The sequence below is a fragment of the uncultured Microscilla sp. genome (assembly GCF_947493425.1).
In the GTDB taxonomy this organism is placed as follows: Bacteria; Bacteroidota; Bacteroidia; order Cytophagales; family Microscillaceae; genus Microscilla.
In genome coordinates this window covers 42,138-66,617 of record NZ_CANLRP010000027.1, presented here as the reverse complement: position 1 = coordinate 66,617, position 24,480 = coordinate 42,138, and the positions used below count along the sequence as shown (strand labels likewise).

The window sequence follows — 24,480 nt, the reverse complement described above, 5'->3', positions numbered from 1 at the left end:
GGGTTCATTTGTATCTCCTTCTTGCTGACTTGTCGGTTTTTTAATGACAGGTCTTACTCTTTTTGGCTTAGCCTCAGCTTTGGGTTCATTTGTTTCCCCTTCTTGCTGACTTGTCGGTTTTTTAATCACTGGGCGTTTTACTTTGGGCTTAGAGGGGATTACCTTATGACCCTTATCTTCTCCAGTGTTTGTTGTGTCAGTTTTAGGCTTCATGCGTGGCTTAAACCCAGTTTTTGGTTTAGTAGTAGCTGCATTTTCTTGAGCTTGTGTTCCCTCTATAGTTTTCTTAATAGCAGGACGTTTAGCCACTGGTTTTTTTACCGCTGGCTTTACTTTGGTTTCTTCGCCTTTTACTTGCGCCATTTGTTTTTTGGTAGCTTCTTTTTCCTTCATGTACTGCTCAAACAAATCTTTCTTCTCCTGCACCTGGTCAGGGGTAAGGTTTGAGAAATGATAAATCATGTCAGTAATATCCACTTCACTGTAATCATACGCCTTGGTCATAGTCAAGCATTCAGTAGGGCACACTGTAGTGCATAAACCACAGTAGCAGCATTTGGCCATGTCTATATCAAAGGTAGCAGCATAAAGCCTTATGGGTGAGCCGTCAGAGGCAGTTCCTATTTGTCCGGTAGCTCTTATAGGTTCTATATCAATACAGTCTACCGGACATATTTTGGCACACTTATCACATACAATGCAATCATCCATTTCATTAAACAAACGGTAACGTCCGTTGTCAGGTACAGGAATCGCCTCATAAGGATATTGGGTGGTTACCCGTCCGGTTTGTTGCTCAAAATAAGCCGGAGTAGCTATAGAATCGGCAGGTTTTCTTCGTTGGCGGGCTTCAAAAGCATGTTTGATAGACAGCTTTAGACCTATGAGCGAAGAGCGAACTCCTTCTTTTATGTTGCCAAAATAGGTGTTATTTGCTCCCTTTTTCTTCATTCAATAGTGCGTTTATGACAGGTTCATTCCCCTATCAAGTCTGTGTTATAGATTCTACCAACTTCTCTGTATTTTAAGTCAAGGCGGTAGTATATAAAATTGATAATTAGTGTAAAACCAGGTTCAGTTTCTAAAATAAATATGGGAAAAAAAATACAAACTTGTTACTTTTCGGCTAAAATGCTTTGATTGAGCTAAAAAAAACAATATCCTAACTTTGCTTAAGAACAAACAAGCATATATTTTATACTCAATGTTGGAAAAAACACTTAATAAAAACATGCAATCAACCCCCACTATTTCTTCCAAATTACCCAATGCGGGCACTTCTATATTTTCGGTAATGTCGGCTTGGGCACAAGAGCACAAAGCAGTAAACCTGGCGCAGGGCTTCCCCGATTTCGACTGTCACCCAGAACTGGTACGTTTGACGCATCACTATATGCAAAAAGGAATGAACCAGTATGCTCCTTCGGCAGGCATCTTACCCTTGCGTGAGCGAATTGCTGAAAAAACTGCTCATACCTATGGTTTTAGTCCTGACCCTGCCACAGAAGTTACTTTAACCACTGGGGCTACCGAGGCTTTGTTTGTAGCCATCAGTGCTTTAGTACAAGAAGGCGACGAAGTCATCGTTTTTGAGCCTGCGTATGATGCTTATATTCCCGTAATAGAGCTTAATGGAGGCAAAGCGGTGCCTATAGCCCTAGAGAGAAATACCTATGCCATCAACTGGCACCAAGTAAAAGAGGCACTTACACCTCAAACAAGACTGATTATCATCAATACTCCTCATAACCCTTCTGGCTCAGTACTTAAGCCACACGACATTACCGAGCTTACCGAGATAGTGATGAATCACGACTTGCTATTGATCAGCGATGAGGTATATGAACATATCATTTTCGATGGGGTCACTCACCAGAGCATGTTACTTTACCCTATTTTGCGTGAAAAATCGATCGTGATTTCATCGTTTGGTAAAACATTTCACAATACTGGCTGGAAAATGGGCTATGCCATAGCTCCTCCCGAAATTACAGTTGAGTTGCGTAAATTACATCAGTATGTTACTTTTTCTAACTTTACGCCAGCCCAGTATGCTTTGGTAGATTTTATGGCAGAAACGAAGTATTACACCTCTTTGCCTGAGTTTTACCAAGAGCGTCGTGACAAGTTTCGTTCATTAATGCAAGCTACCGACTTTGAACTATTGCCTTGCCAAGGCACCTACTTTCAGTTAGCGTCGTATGCTCACCTGAGTAATGAACCTGATATAGCATATGCCAAAAGAATAGCCAAAGAAGTAGGAGTAGCCACCATTCCTACATCAGTGTTTTATACTGACAAACTAGACAGAAAAGTAGTTCGCTTTTGCTTTGCCAAGCAAGATGAAACAATGGAAAGGGCTGTGGAGTTATTAGTGAAAAATGCTCAGGTATTGAAAGAGTAGTCATTGCCAGCAAAAGATTTTACTACTTTTGGTCAACTACATTGATTAGCGTAGGGTATATATTATGACTTGAATATTCATTACCTAAATATCATAAACTATGAGTAAAACTGTAACAGTTGCTTTGATGTTATTTTTTGTAGCATTTTGTAGCTATGGGCAATCTAAGTATGGACCTAAAAGAAGTGAAAGTGGTAGATATATTGTAGACCACGATTCGCACGTAATGCCGGGTGGAGGCTATAATTTTTACTTTCCTTCTTCTTCGGATAGTTTAGGCACCTTTAGTGGGTTTTCACCCGAATTTCTTATTTATAACTACATTCGTCAAAACGAAAACCGAGGACCTAGCCATTTACGCTTTTATGGCACCATTAGTATTTTGCAAAGCAATAAAGTAGGTGTTTCTAATATGCTCAAGTATGGTTTGGGGCTTAATCTCTCGGTTGAACGTAATCCTCGGCGTAATTTTTTAATTCCTTATTTTGGGCTGGAGTTTGGTGGTTTGAACCAAGAAAGCTTTAATACCTTGCAGTTTACACCAATGGGTGGGGTATTTTTATACTACGATCACCGGGTAGTGCTGAGTGCTTCTGGTGGGTATGTATATCCGCTCAGAGAGTTTGAAAAACTAAGCGGGGCATTTGTCAACGCTACGATTAACTTTACTTTATGGTAATTACAATTATTCAGTCAGAACTATACTGGCAAAACCCGGCAGCAAACCGTGCTATGTTTGAGGAAAAAATATGGCAAATCGATCAACCTACAGACTTGATCGTATTACCCGAAATGTTTACTACCGGGTTTAGCATGAGTGTTCAATCATTGGCAGAACCTATGAACCTTACCACTCATAAGTGGATGCAACAAATGGCCGCACAAACTGGAGCAGTGGTTACAGGAAGTTTTATTTGTGTAGACAAAGGGCAGTATTTTAATCGTTTGCTATGGGTACAGCCAGACGGCACTTATGACTATTATGACAAACGCCATTTGTTTCGGATGGCAGAAGAACATCATAGCTATACTGCAGGTGAGCGCTTGGTTGTAAAAGAGTGGAAAGGATGGAAAATAGCTCCTTTTATTTGTTATGATCTGCGTTTTCCGGTTTGGAGCCGTAACTTACACCAAGCCTACGACCTAGCCTTGTACGTGGCAAACTGGCCAGAGGCAAGGCGTGCCCCTTGGCGTACATTACTTAAGGCAAGAGCTATAGAAAACCTGAGTTATGTAGTAGGGGTAAACCGGGTAGGCAAAGACGATAATGGCATTGCTTATTCAGGCGATTCGGCAATTGTTGATTTTAAAGGGGAGGTGTTATTTGAAAAAACACAGGACGAAATTATTCATACCAAAATGCTTGATAAAGCAGCCCTGGAGCGTTTTCGAGAGAAGTTTCCAGCACACTTAGACGCCGATGAATTTGTAATAGCGACACACAATTCAGTAGAACGATAAACAACCTGGATTATTTTACAGTTAAAAATAAAGCCCTAGAGGTTTTGCCCTCTTTGAGTAACCCTGTAGTTTTGTATTTAGGACTCAAGATGGGGACTTATTAAGTAACGTGATCAAAATAAGTTGCTGGTTTTTAGGACAAATATGCACGACTGACTGAGGCATTTTTTGCACTCGTAGCAGCGCTACGGGCAATAAAAATAACGAAAGGCAGTAAAGCGGATTTATTCTAAATCGGACAGTTATTGCGAACACGTTACTAAATGTCACACTTAAATAAAATCATACACATGAAAAGAATTTACACATTCATTCTACTTGTTTTGTTAGGCACAGGAGTAGCGCAAGCTCAAGTAGGTTTTGGTATCAAAGGTGGGCTTAACCTGGCAACATTTTCATCTTTGCCCAATGGTGTGAGCAACGATGGTGCGCGCATAGGACTTCATTTAGGAGCTTTGTTTCAGTTTCAAATATCCCAAAGTTTCTTCTTTCAGCCTGAGCTGATGGTTTCTCAAAAGGGAGGGCGAGGAGCCATTAACTTCCTTAACTCATCGTACACTACCAAAATAACCACCCTTGACATTCCTTTACTTTTTGGTGCTAAACTCAACCCGGTTCGTTTATATGCAGGGCCTGCGTTTGGGTTTGTAGTGAGTGCCAGAACCGAGTCGGGGGGGAATACTACTGACAACATGGATGACACCAACGATATATTGGCATCTTTGCAGGTAGGAATAGGGTTTGATCCTACGGCAAAATTAGGCATAGACTTGCGTTATGAAGCAGGGCTTACCAAGTTGTCGAGTCGGATAGCAGACAATAACACCAAAACCAATGTGGTACAACTTACCGTAAGCTATAAGCTTAAGTAGGTTTTTCCTGAGTAATCATACATACAAAAGGCAGGCAATAATTTTATTGCCTGCCTTTTGTATGTATAACTTGCCTCGTACAACAGTAGTCCAGGTAAACAAAATGGAGTAGGTGAGTTCCTGAGTTTCGTTAAAAGTCCAGTGGGTCAAGGTTTTTAAAATGCCCATTCATGCGGATAATTTCTTTAGTGCGTTCCATTTCTTCCATCAAAGGGATAGAAGATTTCAGGTGATCCAACAAATACAATTGTCGATCGTGTTCACTGGGAATTTTTAATATTTCGTATTGCTGATCCAGCGAAAGCCCTATTTTATGGGCTAGTTGATATGACAACACTTTGAAGCTTTGGATATTGATAGCTGCACCTACTTTAATAATTTCATACAACTTTTTTAAATTGCTGATAAGTTCCCGGCTTACTTCCTCTGGAGCAACTTCTTCATGAGGGATCACTTCTACAGTGCCGCCAGCATATAGTTTCTCCTGTGTTTTCTGATCAAAGCTCAATATCTTAAATACCTGTACTCCTTTGGTCTTGATGTCCATTTTGCCATCATCATAAGTTTTTTCAATGTTTACTATCTTTACTTCAGTACCATAAGCAGCTACCTCTTCATTGATAAATGACGGAATACCAAAGTTAGCATTTTGTTCTATACAATCGTGAATCAACTGTTTGTAGCGAGGTTCAAATACATGAAGATTGAGGTTTTCGTCTGGATAAACAACCAGGTTTAGCGGGAAAAACGGTAAAAACTTTTCTTGCATTTTATAATATATGTTAACATACGGACTTACACTACCCTTTTACAAAGAGAAAAGCTGAACCTAACATAGGATTCAGCTTTCTTGTTTCTCTTTTACATTACTTTAATGGGGGTACCTTCTCTATGCGTAAACCCATAGATACCACCTCTGGTAGTGGGTCGCGGCGCATATAATGCTTTATTTTGAAAGTATACTTCCCTCTTTTCAAAAATTTAACATTTGATAAAGCTAAAAGTTGGTGTGAAAAAATATCACCCAAACCATCTCCATAAGGTTTGCCCGTTTTGGGGTGCATCAAATCTATATTTTGCAGGTCAGAGGCAATCCTGCGATCGAGGCTATCTACCAGGTAATAAGTAACATACATATTGTAAAAAGGGTAAGATACTGTATTACGAATATTGTAGTAAAATTTATACCTACTTAAGGTATCTGTAATCTCGAAGGTAAATTTAAGCACACTGTCCTTATGCCATTTACTTTGAACAATGTCTACATTTTGTTCAAATATTCGACTACTGTCACAAGCATTTAGCCCAATAATGCATAAGAGCAAACCACACAAAAAAACCCAACGTTGTTTTAAATTACTTGTTTTTTCTGTGTTTTCGGTTTCGCCTACTATGAGGTTTGTTCTTACTTGGTTTCTTGTTATTTTTTCCATTCAATCTTTTTACACTTTCAGTGGGCAAACTTAAATCAACTTTAAACTCAGGTTCAACAACTTTTTCAACCTCTACCAATTCAAGGTCTTCACCTACTGGTTTTAGGTCTTCGGGCACTATGCCTTGTTTGTTAAGTTCTATCAGGTTGTTTACCTGTGGTACAGTAAGTGGGTGCCAAACGGTTTCACCCTGAAACCCAAACCACATAATGCGCTTAAAAATATCAGTTTTCTGTAACTGCGCCAAACCTTTTTTTGTTTTTAGTGGTTCATCGAGGTGAGGTATGTCTTCAAGGGCTTCCATGTAGGTCTCCAGCTCATAGTTGAGGCAGCACTTCAGGCGTCCGCATTGCCCCGATAGTTTGCTGGGATTCAGCGATAAGTTTTGGTAACGTGCCGCAGAGGTAGATACACTCTTAAAATCGCTTAGCCAAGTAGAGCAACACAATTCTCGCCCACAAGAACCAATACCTCCCAAACGACCTGCTTCTTGCCGCAAACTGATTTGCTTCATTTCTACCCTTATTTTAAACTCTGACGCCAATACCTTAATCAGCTCACGGAAATCAACCCGTTCATCGGCAGAGTAGTAAAAAGTAGCTTTACTATTATCTGCCTGAAACTCCACGTCAGATAACTTCATCTTAAGTCCCATATCGTGAATAATTTCACGGGTACGATACATCGTAGGCAGGTTGCGGGCTTGTGTTTGTTCAAACTTGTCAAGGTCACGTTCAGTAGCAAGGCGTGTAATTGCCAATATTTCTTCGTTATCTAACACCTTTTTTTTCATCATTTGTATGCGTACCAGTTCGCCCTGCAGCGACACAAAGCCCAAGTGGTGACCGTTTTGTACTTCAACTACTACTGCATCGCCTGTAATAAGGTCGAGACGCTCTACATTTCTGAAAAAATCTTTTTTACCGTTTTTAAAACGAATTTCTACCACATCATATCTTTCAACTGAAGGAATATCCATATTCCCTAACCAGTCGAACACATTCATTTTATTGCAGCCACCCGTACCACAAGAGCCGTTACTTTTGCAACCAGCCACTCCTGATGTAGTGCCACAACCTCCGCCAGAGGCACATGCCTTGCATCCCATTTATATATAGTTTTTTAGTCCTTAATTAATAAAGCGATTATACTTGTCGTGCTATGACTTTGTTTAACAATTGCGTGTCAATTTTGGGTAATCGCTCATTTCTAACGAAATATTGAACAATTTAGCAAGATTTACGATGAATTAAAAGTTTGACTGTTGTTGGCAAGATATATTATCAAACTCAAGGCATTTATAAAGTAAACCCAAAAGGCTCAAATGGTTAGTAATGGTCACATATACTTTTGAAATTGTTTGACTTTATCTGAAGCCTAAAATACTTGGTGAGACAACAGTAGTACTTATAGTTTTTTAGTAAGACCTTCTTAGGTGCACTCATACCTGTTTTTTTGCTCAAGTATGCTTGCCTAAAGCAAGTAAACACCAGACCATTGGTCACCTATGACTACGTTCCGGTTTTATAAGGCATTTATTTTACTCACCTTCTACCGAAAACTTATACAAAGTAGTAGAGACAAATTTTTGATCGGGCAGCAGCGTGGTAGATGGAAACTGCGGTTTGTTGGGAGAATCAGGGAAGTGCTGAGTTTCTAAACAAACTGCCTGGTGTGGGGCAAAACCCAAAGCGGGATCTAAAAAATTGCCAGTATATACCTGTATGCCTGGTTCAGAGGTGAACACCTCAAGCACCCTTTTGCTTTCAGGGTCGGTCAGGGTGGCGGCTAGTTTTACTTCTGGGTCGTTGGTGTCTTTCAGCACAAAGCAGTGGTCTAAGCCCTTGGTTTTTTCTATTTCGGGGTGTTTTTGATCAAATATAGACTGTATACTTTGTGGTGTTCTTAAGTCAAAACTTGTATTGTTTACTGGTTTTAGTTCTCCCGTAGGTATCGATTCATCATTGGCAGGTAGGTAGTGTTCTGCCTTTATTGCCAGTTGGTGGTTTTTAATGTCGGCACGGTGGGCAAGGTTGAGGTTAAAGTACGAGTGGTTGGTAAAGTTTACTACCGTAGGTTGGTCGGTGTTTGCTTCGTACTGAATGCCCAAACTTCCGTCTAAAGTCAGGTAATACGTTACTTTTACTTCAAGATTTCCAGGATACCCTTCTTCTCCATTGGGGCTGGTATACGACATTTGCAGAATTGCTTTATCTTCACTAATGCCCGTTCTTACCTTCCATACCTTACGGTCAAATCCCTCGGTACCCCCGTGGATATGATGCTTGCCCTTGTTTTGGGCTAAAGCATACTCTTTGCCTTCTAATTGAAACTTGCCATAGGCTATGCGGTTGGCATAACGCCCAACGGTTGCCCCAATTTTGGGGTGTTTGCCCAAGTAATCATCCAGACTTTTAAAGCCCAATACTACATTTTCCGCTTTTCCCTCTTTGTTAGGTACCTTAATTGCCGTGATGATGCCTCCATAATTGGTAATTTCCACTTCCATATTGTAGCCGTTCAAGAGGGTATATAGCTCTACTGAGCGACCATCGGCAGTATTGCCAAAAGGCTGTTCTATAATTTGTAACATACAGGTTTTAATTTGTATAAGAATACTTGCCTTGATAGGGCACAGATGTAGCCTTCTGGCAAAAGTTTTAAATATAGGTGTACCAGGGCAAGTTTACAATTCTGAGATGAGTTCTTTGCTTTAGTATCTGGTAATAGTGATCCACAACAAGCATTGAGGTCATAGTAGACTTAGTGCCTGTTGTGGCTGTTTGGTATGGTGGAATTTAAAAGCCTATTTTTTGTTCGTCGCGCACAAAATCAGAAAGGTCATCGTTGAGCGGTTGATTAAAAATCTGAGCCAAAGTCATAGGTTCAGCAAAAGTCTTCTTTAACTTATTCATTTCGGCAATCTTATTGGCATTTTCAACCGGAAGTTTGTCGAACTTATGAATGCCCAATAAACGGCCCTCACGCAATAAAGCTTTGTCAAGGTTTTTGATGTTGGTGTTGAAAGTACATATAATTTTTAGGTTCAACACATCTGACAACAAGCCATCCGAAATATTCAATAAGTTAGCAATAGAAGCCTTGTCTACCGCATTTCCTTCTCTGGTTTGCACCGAATCTTCTGATTCTTCAAGAATCAACACCGAATTTTTGTAATCAGATATAAAAGGAATAAGCTGAGGGCTGGTGAGTTCCCGCAACAAAGCAATGGGGTAAAAAATAAAGTTTACTTCTGCTTTACAACGACTAATCAGGTACCGTATATAGTTGGTTTTGCCACTACCAGTTGCCCCATGAAAAATCAACAAACCTGAACGATCTTGCGCTGACACATTTTGTACAAACTGTTGATGTTTTTGAGTGAATCCATTCCCATAGTATAGCTCAAGGTCAGGCACACGTGGCTTTTTGATCTGGTAACGATTCATTTTGAGCCCTTTGCTGTTCGAGTTTACAATATTGATATAACGAATGTTATCATCTTCTACCTCTGTGATACAGCTTTCAGCAAGTTTCATTATTTTCATGAAATCTTCTACGCTTACCGACTCAGTGGCAATCATATAGCTTAATCTAAATACTACTTTGTCAAGTTCTTTGAGTTTGTCCTGATCAATTTTGATGATAATTTTTTCGTCTTGCACAAACAGATACCAATAGACAGAAAAAAGTCCTTCTTTTTTGTTAAACTTTGTTTCGTTTTTGTACAAGTTCACCTTGCCAAAGCCATTGGCTTCTAACTCCTTCATAAAAGGGTACAAGGCTACTTGTTGGTTATCTTCAAAGTATTCGTTTGCCTGAAATTCCACCACTTTCTGTTGAAACTTATTAATCAGGTAATAAGTCTCTTCAAAATAGCTGCCATCAAAGACATTGTATTTACCAAAAGGGAGAACTTCAGATTGATTCACTTGTGCCATAAAAATTACGAGACGAAAGGGTTATGTAGTTAAAATATTTGGGAACACCTTGCCAATAATTGCTCATTTCTGCGAAAGCATTCTATCAAGAAAAGTTGTCGGGTTACGCGTTTATCATCACTATACTTAAACAAAAATGGTTTTGGGGACAGGTTTTGACCAATTGCCTGAATACCAACATTAATTAATCCTGTAAATCCTAAAATCACTTTAACCTTAGTATAACTTATATTATCCACAACTTTGGCGTTCTTTTACTGACTGCCTTTAATAAATATCATTTATTAAGACATTTATGATAGTAAAAAGCAAGACTACAAAGATACAAGATTTATTAGGAATAGGTAAATGATTGTAAAAAATAGGGAATAAATACACACATTGTTGTCTCAAGTCATAGAACCCGCCTTGCCTTATTTTGAATGTTTGCGAAAATTATTGCTTGCGTTGAGTGTCGAGAAGGTTTTCCCTGGCAGTATGAGGGACTAGCAAGAAAAAACATCGCAGTGCTATGTCAATAGACAGAAGGAACGATTTGCCGCTCAGGGTTAAACGTCGAGATGAGCTCGTGTGATATTGAAACAAGGTCTAAAGTAGCTTTAAACTCAACAAAAGCAATATAATGTTTCTCAATCTCGCAATTTTCGTTATTTTTAAGTAACGAACATATTCTACCCCTGATCAATAAACAATAGGTACTCATGGAATCCGAGCTAATTATTTACAAACGAGAAGAAATTATTGACCATCTTCAGAAAAAATTTCACGCTGTCCACTCTTTTGTCTACCCACTCAGCGATGAATTTATTCGGCTTAAGCCCTCCGCTGAGCAGTGGTCAGTTGCCGAAAACCTACAACATCTCATACTATCAAGTACCCCCGTGGCCACTTCGCTTGCAGTTCCATCTATGGTGTTATGGGTGTTTGGTTTGCCCAAGCCGCGCCAAAGCCGTAGCTATATACAACTCGTAAACGACTACCAACAGGCACTTGCCAATGGGTTTGAAGCACCCAAAGAGTATGTACCTTATGTAGGCAAAGACAGGTCAGGGTTGCTTTCTACTTTGAAGCGCATGGAAGAGAAGTTGGTTCGCAGGCTCAATAAATGGTGGAAAGAAGAGGAACTCGACAAATATATGTTACCTCATCCGTCGTTAGGCAAAATAACAATGCGTGAGCTACTGTTTTTTACCATTTACCACGCCGAACACCACCTAAAAGTAATAGAAAAACGAGCCCAGGAAGTGAGTCACAAAATAGTTTAACCTGTTTTCTCAGATAAATACCTACATTTTGCCTGAGATATTACATAGTGGTGGGTGTCCTACTTTGCCTAATGAGGTTAAATCACGTTTAATACTCAACTAATCAAGATAATAATGGGAAACTGTATTATTTTTGATAAATTTAGGAAACTATAAATGTTTGCGGATTTTTGGCAAGAATTTCGCAAACTTTGTAAAAGGGACAACCAAAATGATTTGCTAAAGCATTGCGATGAAAGACAAGTGGACGTTTACATACCGTTTTTATATACTATTATCAGGGGTTTTTGCCTTTATCATCCTACAAAACACCTCTCTTAAGGCTCAATCACCTGCAATAAACTCAGTATCTGTACTTAGCTATACCAAAGTATTGGCAGATACCGCCGTAAGAGGGAGAGTAGTTACTAAAAACAAACTACCCGTAGATGGAGTAAAAGTACTGGTAGCAAATAGTCAAATCCCGCCTGCCACAACCGATGTTGGAGGATACTTTACGCTTGATTTACCCCAAAACTTTACTTTTGACGAAAGCAACAATATTGTTGTTTTTGGTGCTAAACTCAAAGGCGTAGGGTACGTAGTCTCTAAGAGCAATAACTTTGTGCTGATTACAGTAAATCGTGAAGATGCTGAACGCCTCAACAATGTAGTTGTATTTGATAAAAGTAAAAAGCCCATCCCAAAAGTTAATATACTGATCAATGGTTTTAGTTATATTGCCAATAACAGCGGAAAAATAGTACTTAAGGGTACAATTAATAAAACTGCTAAAATAGCCATTCGTGAGTACCGCATTATCGGGAAAGTTTTTGTGCAAAAAGATGCTTCTATGCATTTGTATGTGGCCAAAAAGGAATCTGAGAAAAAAGAAGTAACCCCCGAAAAGGCAAAAGAGAAAAAAGATACTGCCAAAGTAGAAGAGAAGGACTCGCTGAATACCAACCAAAACAAGGGCAATGCTACGATTACCCGCAATTATGCAGATGCAGATTTCTCAGCGCTTGAAAAGGCAAAAATTATATTCAATCATAAATCTGAAAGTATTCAACGACAAATTAGTGCTATTAGAACACGCTTGTCAAACGATGCCAATCTGGGTAGTGCCGACCGCCTAAGGCTACAGCGAGAGCTGGAAAGACTGGAAAAAGCACTGAAGAAAAATACTGCAGACTATCTTAAGTTTCAGGCAGATGTGCGTAAGCGTATCTTACGTATGAAAGAGCTCTTGTCAGACACTCAAGCAGAGCTTGCCAAAGCCAAGCTCGAAAAACAAAAGCTTGAGCTTGAAAAAGAAGTAACCAAACAAAAGGTGTTTATCCGCACCCTTATTGTTATATCTATAGCATTGCTGGCAATTCTTACGGCTATATTTATGTACTTTATTAGTCGTCGTCGTAAGAAGCAAAAAGAGCAAATGGCCGAAAAAGTAACCGAAATTAACCAACAAAAAGAAGAAATTACAGCTCAGCGTGACATGATCGAAGAGCAAGCAGTAGAACTTGAAAAACGCAACGAAAAAATTACAGACAGCATTCGTTACGCCCAAACTATTCAAGATTCTATATTGCCTACCCCTGAGATGATTCATGAGGTATTTGCTGACTCTTTTATTTTTTACCGCCCCAAAGACATTGTTTCAGGCGATTTTTACTGGTTTACTCAAAAAGGCGACAATGTGATTATTTCTGCCATTGATTGTACCGGACACGGGGTGCCGGGTGGTTTTATGACCATGATGGGCAACAGTTTACTCAATCAAATCATCAATGTAGATAATGTGCTAGACCCTGCCGAAATTCTCAATCAATTAGACGCCAAGGTAAAAGAAACCCTGCAAACGCATTTAAGAGACGAAGATGATGAGCGAGGAGGTGATGGAATGGATATGGTATTGCTTAAGCTGAACTTCAAAGAGCGTAAAGCCGTATTTGCGGGCGCCAAAAACCCATTGTATTATATGCACGAAGGGCAAGACGATTTGCTTTATATAAGAGGTACCAGTATGTCTATAGGTAGTTTGTTTGCCAAAAAAGACCGTAAGTACAAATCTCACGAGTTTGACCTGCAAGGCGACGAAACTTTTTACCTCATCAGTGATGGCTACCAGGATCAACTGGGAGGAGCCTCTAAACACCCCGATGGCAAACGAAAGAAGTTTATGCGACAACGCTTTATGGATATTCTCAAAGCTGGTAACAAACTACCTATGGCAGAGCAAGAGGCTATACTTGACCGGGAGTTTAGAGATTGGAAAGAAATTGGTGACCAAACCGATGATGTCACAGTGATAGGTATCAAGCTCAAGTCTGACTTGATTTAAGAACTTATAAATAATAAAGCCTCTCTGAAACTTTTCAGGGAGGCTTTATTATTATTATAAAAAAAACAGTTGGGTATAAGTTTAAGTGGGTAGTTGGTGTACTCTAAAAAAACAAATTAACTCGTCTTCGTATTTTGTAAGCAATGCACTACGAGGCCATACAACCATCTCCTGATTGAAAGAAACTGAATACTGAGTCACATCAATTATTAAATAAACTCTGCACCTTTATTTTTGGCATCCGCCACAAAATCTTTGACTTTTTGCTCATCTTCTTTGCGGCAAATCAGCAATACATTGTCATACTCAGCAACAATACAATCTTGCAAACCTTGCAAAACAACCAACTTTTCGTGGGGGGTTTTTACCATACAGTTATAACTGTTGTAAGTAATGGTATTGCCCAGTAGTACGTTACGATTTTCATCTTTGGGCAACTCATTATAGAGCGACTTCCAGGTGCCCAGATCAGACCATTTAAAGCCCGCCAAAATCACGTATACATTCTCTGCCTTCTCCATGACTCCGTAGTCAATAGAAATGCTCTTACAAAGCGAGTATGCCCGTCTAATGGCTTCGTCTTCCTGGGGGGTGTAAAAGCTTTTTTGAGCCTCAAAAAATATGTCGTGCAAGTCAGGAATATACTGTTTCACTGCCTTGATGATAGTTCGGGCGTTCCAGGCAAAAATGCCCGCGTTCCAAACAAACTCTCCACTGTCAACAAACTGTTGAGCCATTTCAATGACCGGTTTTTCGGTAAAAGTTTTTACCCTGCTCAGTTCATCTTTTTCTTCTTCAAACTGAATATATCCATAACCTGTGTCAGGGCGGGTAGGTTGAATCCCCAAGGTGACCAAAATATCTTTTTCGGCGGTGGCTGCCAATGCTTTAAGCATTGATTGCTCAAATGCTTCTACCTCAGTAATGATATGGTCAGCGGGTGATACAATGATATTGGCTTCTGGATTTTTAATAGCAATTTTATGTGAAGCATAAGCTATGCAAGGAGCGGTATTGCGTTTGACAGGTTCAAGTAATATTTGATCATCACTCAAGAACGGTAATTGTTCTTTGACCAGGTTCTTATATATTTTATTGGTTACAACAAATATATTTTCTGGTAGGCATATATTTTCAAAACGTTTGACAGTAGACTGGAGCAAAGTACCACCTTTTTCCAGAATATCATGAAACTGTTTCGGGAAAGAGGTTCGGCTAAATGGCCATAAACGAGAGCCCACCCCTCCTGCCATAATAATCACAAAGTTGTTTGCTCGGTCTTTTTTCGTTTCAGACATCTGATTTTGATTCATTACTCAAAATTTTTATATTAGATTAGAAATATAAAGCAATCACTACAAAGAGTGCAAATTTACTACACAAGAGATTTTTATTATCTTTTTTTACTTATATTTCTAAATAACTTTTAGTACCTTCGATATACGTTTTGCTAAAAATATAAGCACGTATTAATCATTGCAAATTCTCTAATAAGGGGATTTGATTTTTTTTATTTATGGTGTATTTATGCTTATTAAATACACACAAAGTTTATCTTCACTTCATCAATGAATATGGAGACAGTTAGTAAACTAGATTTAAAAGAGAAGTTAAAAGAGGTATTCGGGTATGGGCAGTTTCGTGGTGCCCAGCAAGAAATCATCCAAAGTATTTTAGATGAGAAGAATACCTTCGTTATCATGCCAACAGGTGCTGGTAAATCCCTCTGTTATCAATTACCTGCCATCGTTTCGCCAGGTTCGGCCATTGTCATCTCCCCACTTATTGCTCTGATGAAAAATCAGGTTGATCAGCTCAATGCTTTGGGTATCAATGCACAGTTTCTCAACTCTACCCTCACTAAGGGAGAAATTACCCGTGTAAAAAAAGATGTGCTGAATGGTGAAGTCAAGCTACTGTATGTAGCTCCTGAGTCTCTTACCAAAGAAAGCAATGTAGATTTTCTGAAAAAAGCACAAATTTCTTTTGTTGCTATAGATGAAGCTCACTGTATATCAGAATGGGGACACGACTTTCGCCCTGAATACCGTAAAATCCGTCAAATTATCGATAACTTAGGCAATTTGCCCATCATAGCATTGACTGCTACAGCAACTCCTAAAGTACAACAAGATATTCAACGTAACCTCCAGATGGAGGATGCCTCGGTTTTCAAGTCATCGTTTAACCGCCCCAACCTTTACTATGAGGTTCGCCCGAAGATTCACGTTAAAAAACAACTCATCAAATACCTTAAAAATAAAAAAGGGGAATCGGGCATTATTTATTGCCTGAGCCGCAAAAAGGTAGAAGAAATATATGAGTTTTTGAAAGTAAATGATATTAAGGCGCTTCCTTACCACGCAGGGCTTGATTCAAGCGTGAGAATGCGTAACCAGGATGCGTTTCTGAACGAAGATGCCGACATTATTGTGGCTACTATAGCCTTTGGAATGGGTATAGACAAGCCCGACGTGCGTTGCGTGATTCATTACGATGCACCCAAGTCGCTTGAAGGCTACTATCAGGAAACCGGACGTGCCGGACGCGATGGATTGAATGCAGACTGTATCATGTTTTACAGTCCCAACGATATCCAAAAGCTTGAAAAGTTTAACAAAGACAAACCTGTAACCGAACGCGACAATGCGCGCCACTTGTTGCAGGAAATGATGGATTATGCCACTTCGGGGGTTTGTCGGCGTCGTCAGTTACTTCATTATTTTGGCGAAAAAATGGATAAAGATGGTGGGTTTAACGACAACACCGATCAGCCTACGCCAAAGTTTGATGCCACCGAACACGTAAGCTGGGTGCTCAAAGCAGTAGCGCAAACTGGTGCCCGCTTTCATATCAGTCACATATCAGACATACTCATGGGTAAAGAAACTGACTATGTGAAGAGCTACGACCATAACAAGTTGGATGTGTTTGCCAAAGGAAGCCATAAAGATGCGGCCTATTGGCGTTCTGTGATTCGCCAAATTTTGTTATACAACTTTCTTGAGAAAGACATTGATAATTTTGGCGTAGTAAAAGTAGCACAAAAAGGACACGATTTTCTTGCCAGCCCTTATAAGGTGATGTTGTCTGAAGACCACGACTACAGTAAGGTAACCACCGAAGAAGAAGATGATAGAGAAATGGGCAACACAGTCAATACCAAGGCTTATGACCCGGTATTGTTTGAAATGCTCAAAAACCTACGTCGAAAAGTGGCGAAAGAAAAAGGTTTTCCTCCTTATGTGATCTTTCAGGATCCCTCGCTCGAAGAAATTGCAACCACTTACCCCACCACCAAAGAGGAACTTGCTCAGATCAACGGAGTAGGACGTGGTAAGGTAGAAAAGTTTGGCAGACAATTTATTGAGCTAATTATCAAGTATGTCAAAGAAAATGAGATAGAAACTGCCTCAGATGTGGTAGTGAAATCGGCGGTTAATAAATCGAAAATTAAGATTTACATTATCCAGCAAATTGACCGAAAGGTAGATTTGGAAGAAATAGCTGAAGCTAAAAATGTAAAACTGGCCGATATTATCAGCGAAATAGAACATATTTGTTATTCGGGTACCCGTCTTAATCTTGATTATTACATTGATCAGATTTTAGAGGAAGATCGCCAAGACGATATTTATGACTATTTTATGGAAGCCGAAACCGATCACATAGGCACTGCTTTGTCAGAGCTTGACGAAGAGTACAGCGAAGACGAGTTGCGTTTGATGCGGGTGAAGTTTCTGTCAGAAGTGGCCAACTAAACACTTATTGGCTCTACTATAAAATACATACAAGCGTTTACTTGCTTACTAAAAGCAATTAAAAGTAATAGTTATACCAACATTTTGATAAATTTGTGCTGCATTTAGTTAGTACATCATCAAAGGTAGGGCTATTACTTTTTTTGGCTTCAGGGCAAGGGAATGAACAGTTATACTAAGATTAAAGTGGTTTTAGGATTTACAGGATTAGCTGAAGCAGAACTCAGCACAGCAAAGCTGCCCCGATAAACCGGGATTTAGAAATAGCTTCGGCTGGTTAATGTTGGTATTCAAGCAATTAGTCAAACTCCATCCTCACAACCATTTTTATTTAAGTATAGTACCCAGTGCCCAACACCAAATACCTGATAAAATATAGCCTGCCCTATATAAAATTAGACACTTTTATGAATATTTTGATTCTTGGTTCGGGAGGAAGAGAGCACGCGTTTGCCTGGAAAATAGCGCAAAGCAAGCGGTATGATAAATTGTTTGTGGCACCAGGCAACGCCGGAACAGCTCAGATTGCTACCAATGTAAGCATTGCTGTGGATGATTTTGAGGCTATTGGTAGATATGCTTTGGAACAACAAATTGACTTGATTTTGGTAGGCCCAGAGGCTCCTTTGGTCAAAGGAATCAAAAATTACTTTGCCGACTCACCCAAGTTACTACACGTAAAGGTAATAGGGCCCGACAAACGTGGGGCAATGTTGGAAGGGAGCAAAGACTTCTCGAAAAACTTTATGGCAAAGTATGGCATTCCTACAGCACAGTCTCAAACTTTTACCAAAGATACGCTCAACGAAGGCTTGGCTTATTTGGAAACGCAAAGTTTGCCTATTGTACTTAAGGCAGATGGTTTGGCGGCAGGCAAAGGAGTAATTATAAGCGAAACCCTGGAACACGCGCAGGCTACGCTCAAAGAAATGCTCATGGAAGCCAAATTTGGCGATGCCAGCTCTAAAGTAGTCATCGAGCAGTTTTTGAAAGGCATAGAAATGTCTGCCTTTATTCTAAGTGATGGCGAAAGTTATTGTGTATTGCCCGAAGCCAAAGACTATAAGCGCATTGGAGAGCAAGATACCGGGCTCAACACGGGTGGAATGGGGGCAGTGTCGCCCGTACCCTTTGCCAAAGGTGATTTTATGCAAAAGGTAGAAGAAAAAGTAATACAACCTACTGTAGAGGGGCTCAAAGCAGAGGGCATCAGTTACACTGGGTTTATATTTTTTGGTTTGATGAATGTAGACGGCGAGCCCTATGTAATAGAATACAATGCGCGTATGGGCGACCCTGAAACTGAGGTAGTGATGCCCCGTATCGGCTCCGATTTTGTGCAAATGCTACAGGCAACTGCCGAACAAAAGCTCAAAGACTTTGTCATTGAAACCGACCCACGTACAGCCGCTACGGTGATGTTGGTGTCGGGTGGCTACCCTGAAAGTTATGAGAAGGGTAAAAAAATGTCTGGTTTTGATGAAGCGGACGAGGTCATTTTGTTTCATGCGGGCACCAAAACCAACGAGCAAGAAGAGGTAGTAACCAATGGGGGACGGGTAATTTCGCTGACAGGCTTTGGCGATGATATTCCACAGGCTTTAAGCAAATGCAAGGCTGCCGCCGAAAAAATTGACTTCGAAGGCAAATATTACCGCAAAGACATTGGCTTAGACTTAATGAGTGAAGCTTAATATACTTATAGATTCACTCCGCTGTGTCAAGTCTTCCCGCAGGGCGACTTGACACTATTGATGAATAGAAGTCTTCTGACTTCCCTTCCGAGCTTGTTGTTGGAGAGAAAGTCTGGAGACTTTCCTGTATTCAAACTTTTAAATCTCCTTTGGAAGACTTAAAAGAGCAGTGACAGTTTGCCAAAGGGTGTTTTTTTATTATCAAATTACAAAGCCTCAAACAACATACCCAATAAATCTGGTACAAACCAAACTACCAGAGCAACACAAGCAGCAATAATGGCACGTCGCAAAAAGCGGCGTCCTTCGGTTACGGCGGCGTGTCCTGTCAATGCTTTCCCTGAACTGGTCTGAATCTCTTTTATGATTAAGCCATCGTAGGCAAGAAATATAAAATACAAGAGAGGTATGTTTACGAGCAATCCAAGTATAACCTCTATATTCATCATGACTAGGTTAAACGATACTTGGGTCATTTGTTCGTCTGAGTCTACTACTTCAGTTTCCACTATCCCATTTCTTACTTTTAGTTGTAAGGGTTCTTCATAACTGTCTACCTCTAGGTCAAAAGAAAAGCCAAGCCGTACCTTAGAGTCATTGGACCAATCTGCCGATATGTTTACATTAGAAACCTGCCCTTGACCATTATTTGTTTTAGCCCTGTAGTTGTGCAAATAAATTACTTGCCAATTACCTGATCTATTCCAAAAACAAAAAGCCTTGTTGCCTGCGTAGCAGTTGATATTAAACTCATCCTTGCCAAGAGGAATCACTCTCACATCGCTAGTAGATGCGGTTTTGCCGTTTACTTGGGCTTTGAAGTGTCCATTGTTGGTATTGTGTGGAACAAGTGTTGCAACGCTCCACAACTCAACGAAGAATATAATGACCCAACGAGTTTTAGATATTCTCAGGGGGAATATTTCTTGAAGTTTACTTTTAATCATTGCTTTGTAGTTATGGTGGATAATTTTTTGGGATATAATAAATAAGTCTTAGCTTTTCAGCAAATAAGCCGCCTGTCGCCAACTGTCCAATGTTTGGAGGCGTTGTTCATAAGCTTGCCAAAACTCTTCAGGGTTGTTACTATGTTCATAACTTTGCCAAAGTTGGCGTATACTTTCCTCTGAGTTTTTGTCAAGTACATATTTTTCTTGCAGAGCGTTTACTTCGTTTTGTAGTATTTCTATTTCTTCCTCTATCGCTCGATACTTTGCCTTGGTCAGGGTTTGATACGCCCTTTTTTGGCTAAACTCCTCAAGTGCTTCGGGATAGGCTTGGCGTAAAAAATCGGTAAGTTGTGTTGTGCTCTGCGTAGAATCGTGTGGGTGGTGTTGGCGATATATAGCCCAAAGGTTTTCTATGTGGGTATTTACTGCCTCTTGTGCTACTTCAAATGCTTTTTTTAGCGAGCTATAGTCGTGTTGTTTTTGTGCTAGCTTTTCCTTTTTTTCTTCATACTGTAGTTGTTGGTAGGCAGGGCTTTGTTGTATATATTTTTGTTCAAAAAAGTCATGAAGTTTCGCTAGTTCTAGCTGCGCATTGCGTAGGCGCAACATTAGTTTTTCGTGGTTGTTTACCAATGATTGATAACGAGTAGGAAGAGGGGCGCGGGAGGGCAACAACTGTTCTAGTTTTTCAATGTTATGCTGGGCTTCATCTATCAATGAGTTAACGGCTTGCAGCGTGTGTTTAAACTGTGTATAATGGTTTTGCTCTGGTTGGCTTGTCAACTGCGACACCACTGCTAATGTCTTTTTTGCCCGTTTGTCCAATTTTAAGTATTTAGGCTTTATTTTATCGAGGCTTCTTTTCAGTTGCCTTTGGTCAAACGCTTGAATAAACAGTAACATCTCTTGTTGGTTACTTTGCAAATGCTGTTTTTGAGCCTGCATTTGTTGTCTCAAAGCAAAAATCTTTTCTCCTTGTGTTTCCAGCGAGCTCGTCACCTGCTCAATATGGGTTATATGTTGGTTAAGGTCATGATGTAATGAGCCTATTTGTTGCAATGCTTGGGTGAGCTTGACGCGATGTTGTTGAAAATTCTGCCAAAGTTGGGCAGGGGGTAAGTTCCATAGTTTTTTTTTGAGCTGCTCAATACCTTGCAAAGTATCAGCAATGTGTTGATGCATATTTGCGTGTGTGGTTGTACATTTTTTGAAGGTGTCGGTTTCCTGTTGTTGCTTCTTTTTAGAACCTTTTTTAATCAGTAAATTGGGGTTGATAAGGTTCCATAACTTTCTGACAACACCAATTACCAAAGGAATTGCCACACCACCACCTCCTACCACAATTGCCAAATCTTGATAGGTCATTTTATCCGAAGCAATCAAAAACATGACAAACAAGGGGGCAACTACCCACGAAAACACTATAGCCACCCCCTTATCGGTCAAGTGTCCGTCGGTGGTTGCCCATAATAGGGTACTTATAAACAGTAAAAGAAAGATTAAATAGGATATTTGAGGCATTGGTTTGATCAAACAGTTTGAGTACATATACGTGTAGAAAACGAGAAAGGATAAGGTTGACCTAAATTCAAGTGGGTACGGGCAAAGATATGTGAAAGTAACACCCGCTGTGTCAAGTCTTCCCGCCGGGCGACTTGACACGATTGATGAATAGAAGTCTTCTGACTTCCCCTCCGAGTTTGTTGTTGGAGAGAAATTCTGGAGACTTCCCTGTATTCAAACTTTTAAGTCTCCTTTAGTGCAGTTGGTAGACTTTTAATAAAACAGCTTTTTATACTAGGCAGGTTTTCTAGTGCAGTCTGTAGACTTTTAATAAAACAGCTTTTTACACCTGCCAGGTTTTGAAAACCTGGCAGGTGTGGGTAGACTTCTCTTTATTATAGGTTTGCAAATATTAAATTTCAACTGCCTATACTATTGGAAGACTTAAAAGAGCAGGGAAAGTAACACCCGCTGTGTCAAGTCTTCCCGGCGGGCGACTTGACACGATTGATGAATAGAAGCCTTTTGACTTCCCCTCCGAGTTTGTTGTTGGAGAGGAAGTCTGGAGACTTCCCTGTATTCAAACTTTTAAGTCTCCTTTGGAAGACTTAAAAGAGCAGGGAAAGTAACACCCGCTGTGTCAAGTCTTCCCGCCGGGCGACTTGACACGATTGATGAATAGAAGTCTTTTGACTTCCCCTCCGAGTTTGTTGTTGGAGAGAAATTCTGGAGACTTCCCTGTATTCAAACTTTTAAGTCTCCTTTGGAAGACTTAAAAGAGCAGGGGACAATCTACTGCGCCACTGCCTTCTTCTTCCAATAACGCATCAGCCCGGTTACACTCATAAAAGCAGGGTTGGCGGCATTGTATTGCGCCACCTCCTCTTTGCTAAAGCCCAGTGCTACTAAAGGCCTGGCGGCAAAAGCCTCAAATTTTTTGATCATTTCGGGCAATTCAATGCCCTCGTTCATCAGTTCTTTTACATAAGCCGCGTATTTGTGCAAACCCTTTTCCAGTTGGTCGAGGTGAGGGGCATAGTCAGTGACACAACCATAATGAGTCAAATACATTTTGGCTGGTTTGAGCGCCCGTAAGGTATTGATAGACGCCTCCCATTTTTCAAGGTTAATGTCGGGCGGAGGGCAAGGTGCCACTACCGGGCCACGCCCAATGCGCACCCCTGCCACATCGCCCGTAAACACTGCATCGCCGAGTTGCCAGGCTATGTGGTGGTTGGCGTGCCCCGGCGTGTGCCAGGCTTTGAATGTACAATCGCCCACGGCAAGCTCTTCCTGGTCAGCCGTTTCGTGAATCAATGCCTTGTCTATAGGGCGAATGTCGCCCCAGAGCACATCCATTTGGTTTTGGTATATTTTGCGTGCCGACTCGGTCAGTTTGCCTGGTTCGGCGATGTGCTTGGCACCAAAGGGGTGTACATATATTTTTGCCCCCTTTTCGGCCAGTGCCCAAGCTGCCCCCGCGTGGTCAAAGTGAATGTGCGAAAGCAATACATGGCGTATATCATCTAGTTGAAAGCCGGCTTCTTCTACGCCTTTTTGCAAATGTGAGAAGGTAGAATAAGGCCCCGTTTCAATCAATACGGGTCCAGCACTGGTTTCTACCAAAAAAGCGGCAATGGTTTCGTTGTTTTTAAGAAAATGTAAATCTATTACGTGTATCATATTTTTATTGGGAGCAAAAGTCATAAGGTGATTACAATGCTCAATTTACAAGTATTTTGCAGAAATGCATAAAAAAAGACACCTCTGCTCAGGGCAAAGGTGTCTTCTTAGAATGGTAATATTTTAGTGGGTGTACTGTATTTTTGCTTACGTTTATTTACTTACAATCATACGCTTAGAAGCCACCTTTTTACCGTTCGATACCAGCGTATAAATATATACTCCAGCTTTTAGCCCGGCAGTGTTTACTTCTACCTGCCCCTTGCCAGTAGCATTTACCAACGCAATTTCTTTTACCTTTGCCCCTTGTTGGTTATAAATATAAATGTGGTTAGGTACGCCCGCATTGTTTTTATCAAGAAAATACTGGATGGTGGTTTTTTCGCCCAAAGGGTTAGGAAAATTATTGTAAAGCATAGATGAAGACGTGGTGGTGTTGCGTTCGGTACTTCTTTTGCCTGCGCCCGATCTCAAGTCGTTCAAGGCGTTTTCCAAGGCATCAATTTTGGCTTGTTGTTCTTTCATTGCCTCAACCAATAAAGGAACCACCTCGCTATAATTTACACTCAAAAAACCTTTTTCATCTTTTGCCACCGCTTCTGGCAATACTTGTTGCAAGTCTTGGGCAATAAAACCCAGGCGTTGTTTGGCTTTCGATGTATAAGGCTTGTCAGCGTCAATCGTTTTTTGCTTGATCTCAGTAATTTTCTCTCCCGAAAGGTCTCCGTATTTGTTCAACTCAAACGTATATTGGTACGACACCCCCTTGAGCTGCAACAACTTAGTAAGACTCCCTTCAATGGGGTTGATGTTCGACTTCAGGCGTTTGTCTGAGGTAGTATACCAACCCGTGCTGCGGGCAGTTCCTGCCACATCCAAACGGTAAGCATTGCTACCCGAAGTACCCATGCCAATGTTGTTATCATCTCGCAGATACAACACATAGTTGGCAGCGTAAGGCGTAGGCCAGGGTTTCCAAAAATTGAGTCCTCCTTGCCAATATTCTATAGCATACTTGCCATTGTTGGGCGTGTTAGACTCTATGCCAAACGACAGGGTGCGGTAGTCTTCGTAGCCAATCTGGATAAACTCATCGTTTCTTACTTGCAATTGCGCTTTTACAGCCGTGGTTCCGGTAAGCAGCAATAAAGCTGCAATCCATAATTTTATATTTTTCATAATGGTTTAAC

Annotated in this window: 19 protein-coding genes; 8 read left to right on the top strand and 11 right to left on the bottom strand. The window is 40.5% G+C overall.

Annotated elements, in window-relative coordinates:
* Nucleotides 1-951 (bottom strand): 4Fe-4S binding protein (locus Q0954_RS09895; protein ID WP_299456339.1); only part of this gene is annotated, 951 nt, incomplete at its 3' end.
* A 280-nt stretch (nt 952-1,231) separates the two neighbouring features.
* Between Q0954_RS09895 and Q0954_RS09890 the strand changes: the two genes are divergently transcribed.
* The 4 genes from Q0954_RS09890 (at nt 1,232) to Q0954_RS09875 (ending at nt 4,737) form a co-directional block, all read left to right on the top strand.
* On the top strand, nt 1,232-2,404 hold the full coding sequence (locus Q0954_RS09890; RefSeq protein WP_299456337.1) for a methionine aminotransferase: 1,173 nt from the start codon (nt 1,232-1,234) through the stop codon (nt 2,402-2,404).
* Between the two features lie 100 nt (nt 2,405-2,504).
* Nucleotides 2,505-3,083 (top strand): hypothetical protein, encoded by a 579-nt coding sequence (locus Q0954_RS09885; RefSeq protein ID WP_299456336.1) that lies wholly within the window; start codon nt 2,505-2,507, stop codon nt 3,081-3,083.
* Nucleotides 3,077-3,865 (top strand): amidohydrolase, encoded by a 789-nt coding sequence (locus Q0954_RS09880; RefSeq protein WP_299456335.1) that lies wholly within the window; start codon nt 3,077-3,079, stop codon nt 3,863-3,865. Before Q0954_RS09885 ends, Q0954_RS09880 begins: the two co-directional genes overlap by 7 nt.
* A 290-nt stretch (nt 3,866-4,155) precedes the next feature.
* A complete protein-coding gene (locus tag Q0954_RS09875) occupies nt 4,156-4,737 on the top strand; it encodes a porin family protein (RefSeq protein ID WP_299456334.1) in 582 nt (193 codons plus the stop codon).
* Between the two features lie 130 nt (nt 4,738-4,867).
* Here Q0954_RS09875 and Q0954_RS09870 read toward each other — a convergent pair whose 3' ends face one another.
* The 5 genes from Q0954_RS09870 to Q0954_RS09850 form a co-directional block, all read right to left on the bottom strand.
* Nucleotides 4,868-5,506, bottom strand: coding sequence for an LON peptidase substrate-binding domain-containing protein (locus Q0954_RS09870; RefSeq protein ID WP_299456333.1), 639 nt, complete (start codon nt 5,504-5,506; stop codon nt 4,868-4,870).
* Between the two features lie 97 nt (nt 5,507-5,603).
* Nucleotides 5,604-6,170, bottom strand: coding sequence for a gliding motility lipoprotein GldH (locus Q0954_RS09865; RefSeq protein ID WP_299456331.1), 567 nt, complete (start codon nt 6,168-6,170; stop codon nt 5,604-5,606).
* Entirely contained in the window at nt 6,094-7,278 is a 1,185-nt protein-coding gene (gene ricT, locus Q0954_RS09860; protein ID WP_299456329.1) for a regulatory iron-sulfur-containing complex subunit RicT, read from the bottom strand. The genes Q0954_RS09865 and ricT overlap by 77 nt, the downstream gene beginning before the upstream one ends.
* Before the next feature lie 432 nt (nt 7,279-7,710).
* Entirely contained in the window at nt 7,711-8,763 is a 1,053-nt protein-coding gene (locus Q0954_RS09855; protein WP_299456327.1) for an aldose epimerase family protein, read from the bottom strand.
* Between the two features lie 205 nt (nt 8,764-8,968).
* The gene (locus Q0954_RS09850) at nt 8,969-10,111 is read right to left on the bottom strand and encodes an AAA family ATPase (protein ID WP_299456325.1); all 1,143 of its coding nucleotides are present in this window, start codon (nt 10,109-10,111) and stop codon (nt 8,969-8,971) included.
* 701 nt (nt 10,112-10,812) lie between these two features.
* Between Q0954_RS09850 and Q0954_RS09845 the strand changes: the two genes are divergently transcribed.
* On the top strand, nt 10,813-11,376 hold the full coding sequence (locus Q0954_RS09845) for a DinB family protein (RefSeq protein WP_299456324.1): 564 nt from the start codon (nt 10,813-10,815) through the stop codon (nt 11,374-11,376).
* 232 nt (nt 11,377-11,608) lie between these two features.
* Complete coding sequence (locus Q0954_RS09840; protein WP_299456323.1) at nt 11,609-13,699, top strand: SpoIIE family protein phosphatase; 2,091 nt, start codon at nt 11,609-11,611, stop codon at nt 13,697-13,699.
* A 209-nt stretch (nt 13,700-13,908) separates the two neighbouring features.
* Here Q0954_RS09840 and Q0954_RS09835 read toward each other — a convergent pair whose 3' ends face one another.
* Nucleotides 13,909-15,012: a mannose-1-phosphate guanylyltransferase gene (locus Q0954_RS09835; protein ID WP_299456321.1), complete on the bottom strand. Its 1,104-nt coding sequence runs from the start codon at nt 15,010-15,012 to the stop codon at nt 13,909-13,911.
* 261 nt (nt 15,013-15,273) lie between these two features.
* On the opposite strand from Q0954_RS09835, the gene recQ reads away from it, so the two are divergent.
* Complete coding sequence (recQ, locus tag Q0954_RS09830; RefSeq protein ID WP_299456319.1) at nt 15,274-17,460, top strand: DNA helicase RecQ; 2,187 nt, start codon at nt 15,274-15,276, stop codon at nt 17,458-17,460.
* Nucleotides 17,461-17,867: 407 nt separating this feature from the next.
* Nucleotides 17,868-19,154 carry a phosphoribosylamine--glycine ligase gene (gene purD / locus Q0954_RS09825; RefSeq protein ID WP_299456318.1) on the top strand — a complete coding sequence of 429 codons (1,287 nt, stop codon included), beginning with the start codon at nt 17,868-17,870 and terminating at the stop codon, nt 19,152-19,154.
* 206 nt (nt 19,155-19,360) lie between these two features.
* Here purD and Q0954_RS09820 read toward each other — a convergent pair whose 3' ends face one another.
* From Q0954_RS09820 to Q0954_RS09805, 4 genes are all read right to left on the bottom strand, one after another.
* Complete coding sequence (locus Q0954_RS09820) at nt 19,361-20,101, bottom strand: hypothetical protein (protein WP_299456317.1); 741 nt, start codon at nt 20,099-20,101, stop codon at nt 19,361-19,363.
* Between the two features lie 48 nt (nt 20,102-20,149).
* Nucleotides 20,150-21,625, bottom strand: a complete 1,476-nt coding sequence (locus tag Q0954_RS09815) for a hypothetical protein (RefSeq protein ID WP_299456316.1) — start codon at nt 21,623-21,625, stop codon at nt 20,150-20,152.
* 774 nt (nt 21,626-22,399) lie between these two features.
* Nucleotides 22,400-23,290 (bottom strand): MBL fold metallo-hydrolase, encoded by an 891-nt coding sequence (locus tag Q0954_RS09810; protein WP_299456315.1) that lies wholly within the window; start codon nt 23,288-23,290, stop codon nt 22,400-22,402.
* 153 nt (nt 23,291-23,443) lie between these two features.
* The gene (locus Q0954_RS09805) at nt 23,444-24,469 is read right to left on the bottom strand and encodes a tail fiber domain-containing protein (protein ID WP_299456314.1); all 1,026 of its coding nucleotides are present in this window, start codon (nt 24,467-24,469) and stop codon (nt 23,444-23,446) included.
* Between the last annotated feature and the right edge of the window lie 11 nt (nt 24,470-24,480).

Coding starts and splice junctions, on each gene's coding strand:
- Q0954_RS09890 (WP_299456337.1), top strand. CDS start 1,232: ATGCAATCAACCCCCACTATTTCTTCCAAATTACCCAATGCGGGCACT.
- Q0954_RS09885 (WP_299456336.1), top strand. CDS start 2,505: ATGAGTAAAACTGTAACAGTTGCTTTGATGTTATTTTTTGTAGCATTT.
- Q0954_RS09880 (WP_299456335.1), top strand. CDS start 3,077: ATGGTAATTACAATTATTCAGTCAGAACTATACTGGCAAAACCCGGCA.
- Q0954_RS09875 (WP_299456334.1), top strand. CDS start 4,156: ATGAAAAGAATTTACACATTCATTCTACTTGTTTTGTTAGGCACAGGA.
- Q0954_RS09870 (WP_299456333.1), bottom strand. CDS start 5,506: ATGCAAGAAAAGTTTTTACCGTTTTTCCCGCTAAACCTGGTTGTTTAT.
- Q0954_RS09865 (WP_299456331.1), bottom strand. CDS start 6,170: ATGGAAAAAATAACAAGAAACCAAGTAAGAACAAACCTCATAGTAGGC.
- ricT (WP_299456329.1), bottom strand. CDS start 7,278: ATGGGATGCAAGGCATGTGCCTCTGGCGGAGGTTGTGGCACTACATCA.
- Q0954_RS09855 (WP_299456327.1), bottom strand. CDS start 8,763: ATGTTACAAATTATAGAACAGCCTTTTGGCAATACTGCCGATGGTCGC.
- Q0954_RS09850 (WP_299456325.1), bottom strand. CDS start 10,111: ATGGCACAAGTGAATCAATCTGAAGTTCTCCCTTTTGGTAAATACAAT.
- Q0954_RS09845 (WP_299456324.1), top strand. CDS start 10,813: ATGGAATCCGAGCTAATTATTTACAAACGAGAAGAAATTATTGACCAT.
- Q0954_RS09840 (WP_299456323.1), top strand. CDS start 11,609: ATGAAAGACAAGTGGACGTTTACATACCGTTTTTATATACTATTATCA.
- Q0954_RS09835 (WP_299456321.1), bottom strand. CDS start 15,012: ATGAATCAAAATCAGATGTCTGAAACGAAAAAAGACCGAGCAAACAAC.
- recQ (WP_299456319.1), top strand. CDS start 15,274: ATGGAGACAGTTAGTAAACTAGATTTAAAAGAGAAGTTAAAAGAGGTA.
- purD (WP_299456318.1), top strand. CDS start 17,868: ATGAATATTTTGATTCTTGGTTCGGGAGGAAGAGAGCACGCGTTTGCC.
- Q0954_RS09820 (WP_299456317.1), bottom strand. CDS start 20,101: ATGATTAAAAGTAAACTTCAAGAAATATTCCCCCTGAGAATATCTAAA.
- Q0954_RS09815 (WP_299456316.1), bottom strand. CDS start 21,625: ATGCCTCAAATATCCTATTTAATCTTTCTTTTACTGTTTATAAGTACC.
- Q0954_RS09810 (WP_299456315.1), bottom strand. CDS start 23,290: ATGATACACGTAATAGATTTACATTTTCTTAAAAACAACGAAACCATT.
- Q0954_RS09805 (WP_299456314.1), bottom strand. CDS start 24,469: ATGAAAAATATAAAATTATGGATTGCAGCTTTATTGCTGCTTACCGGA.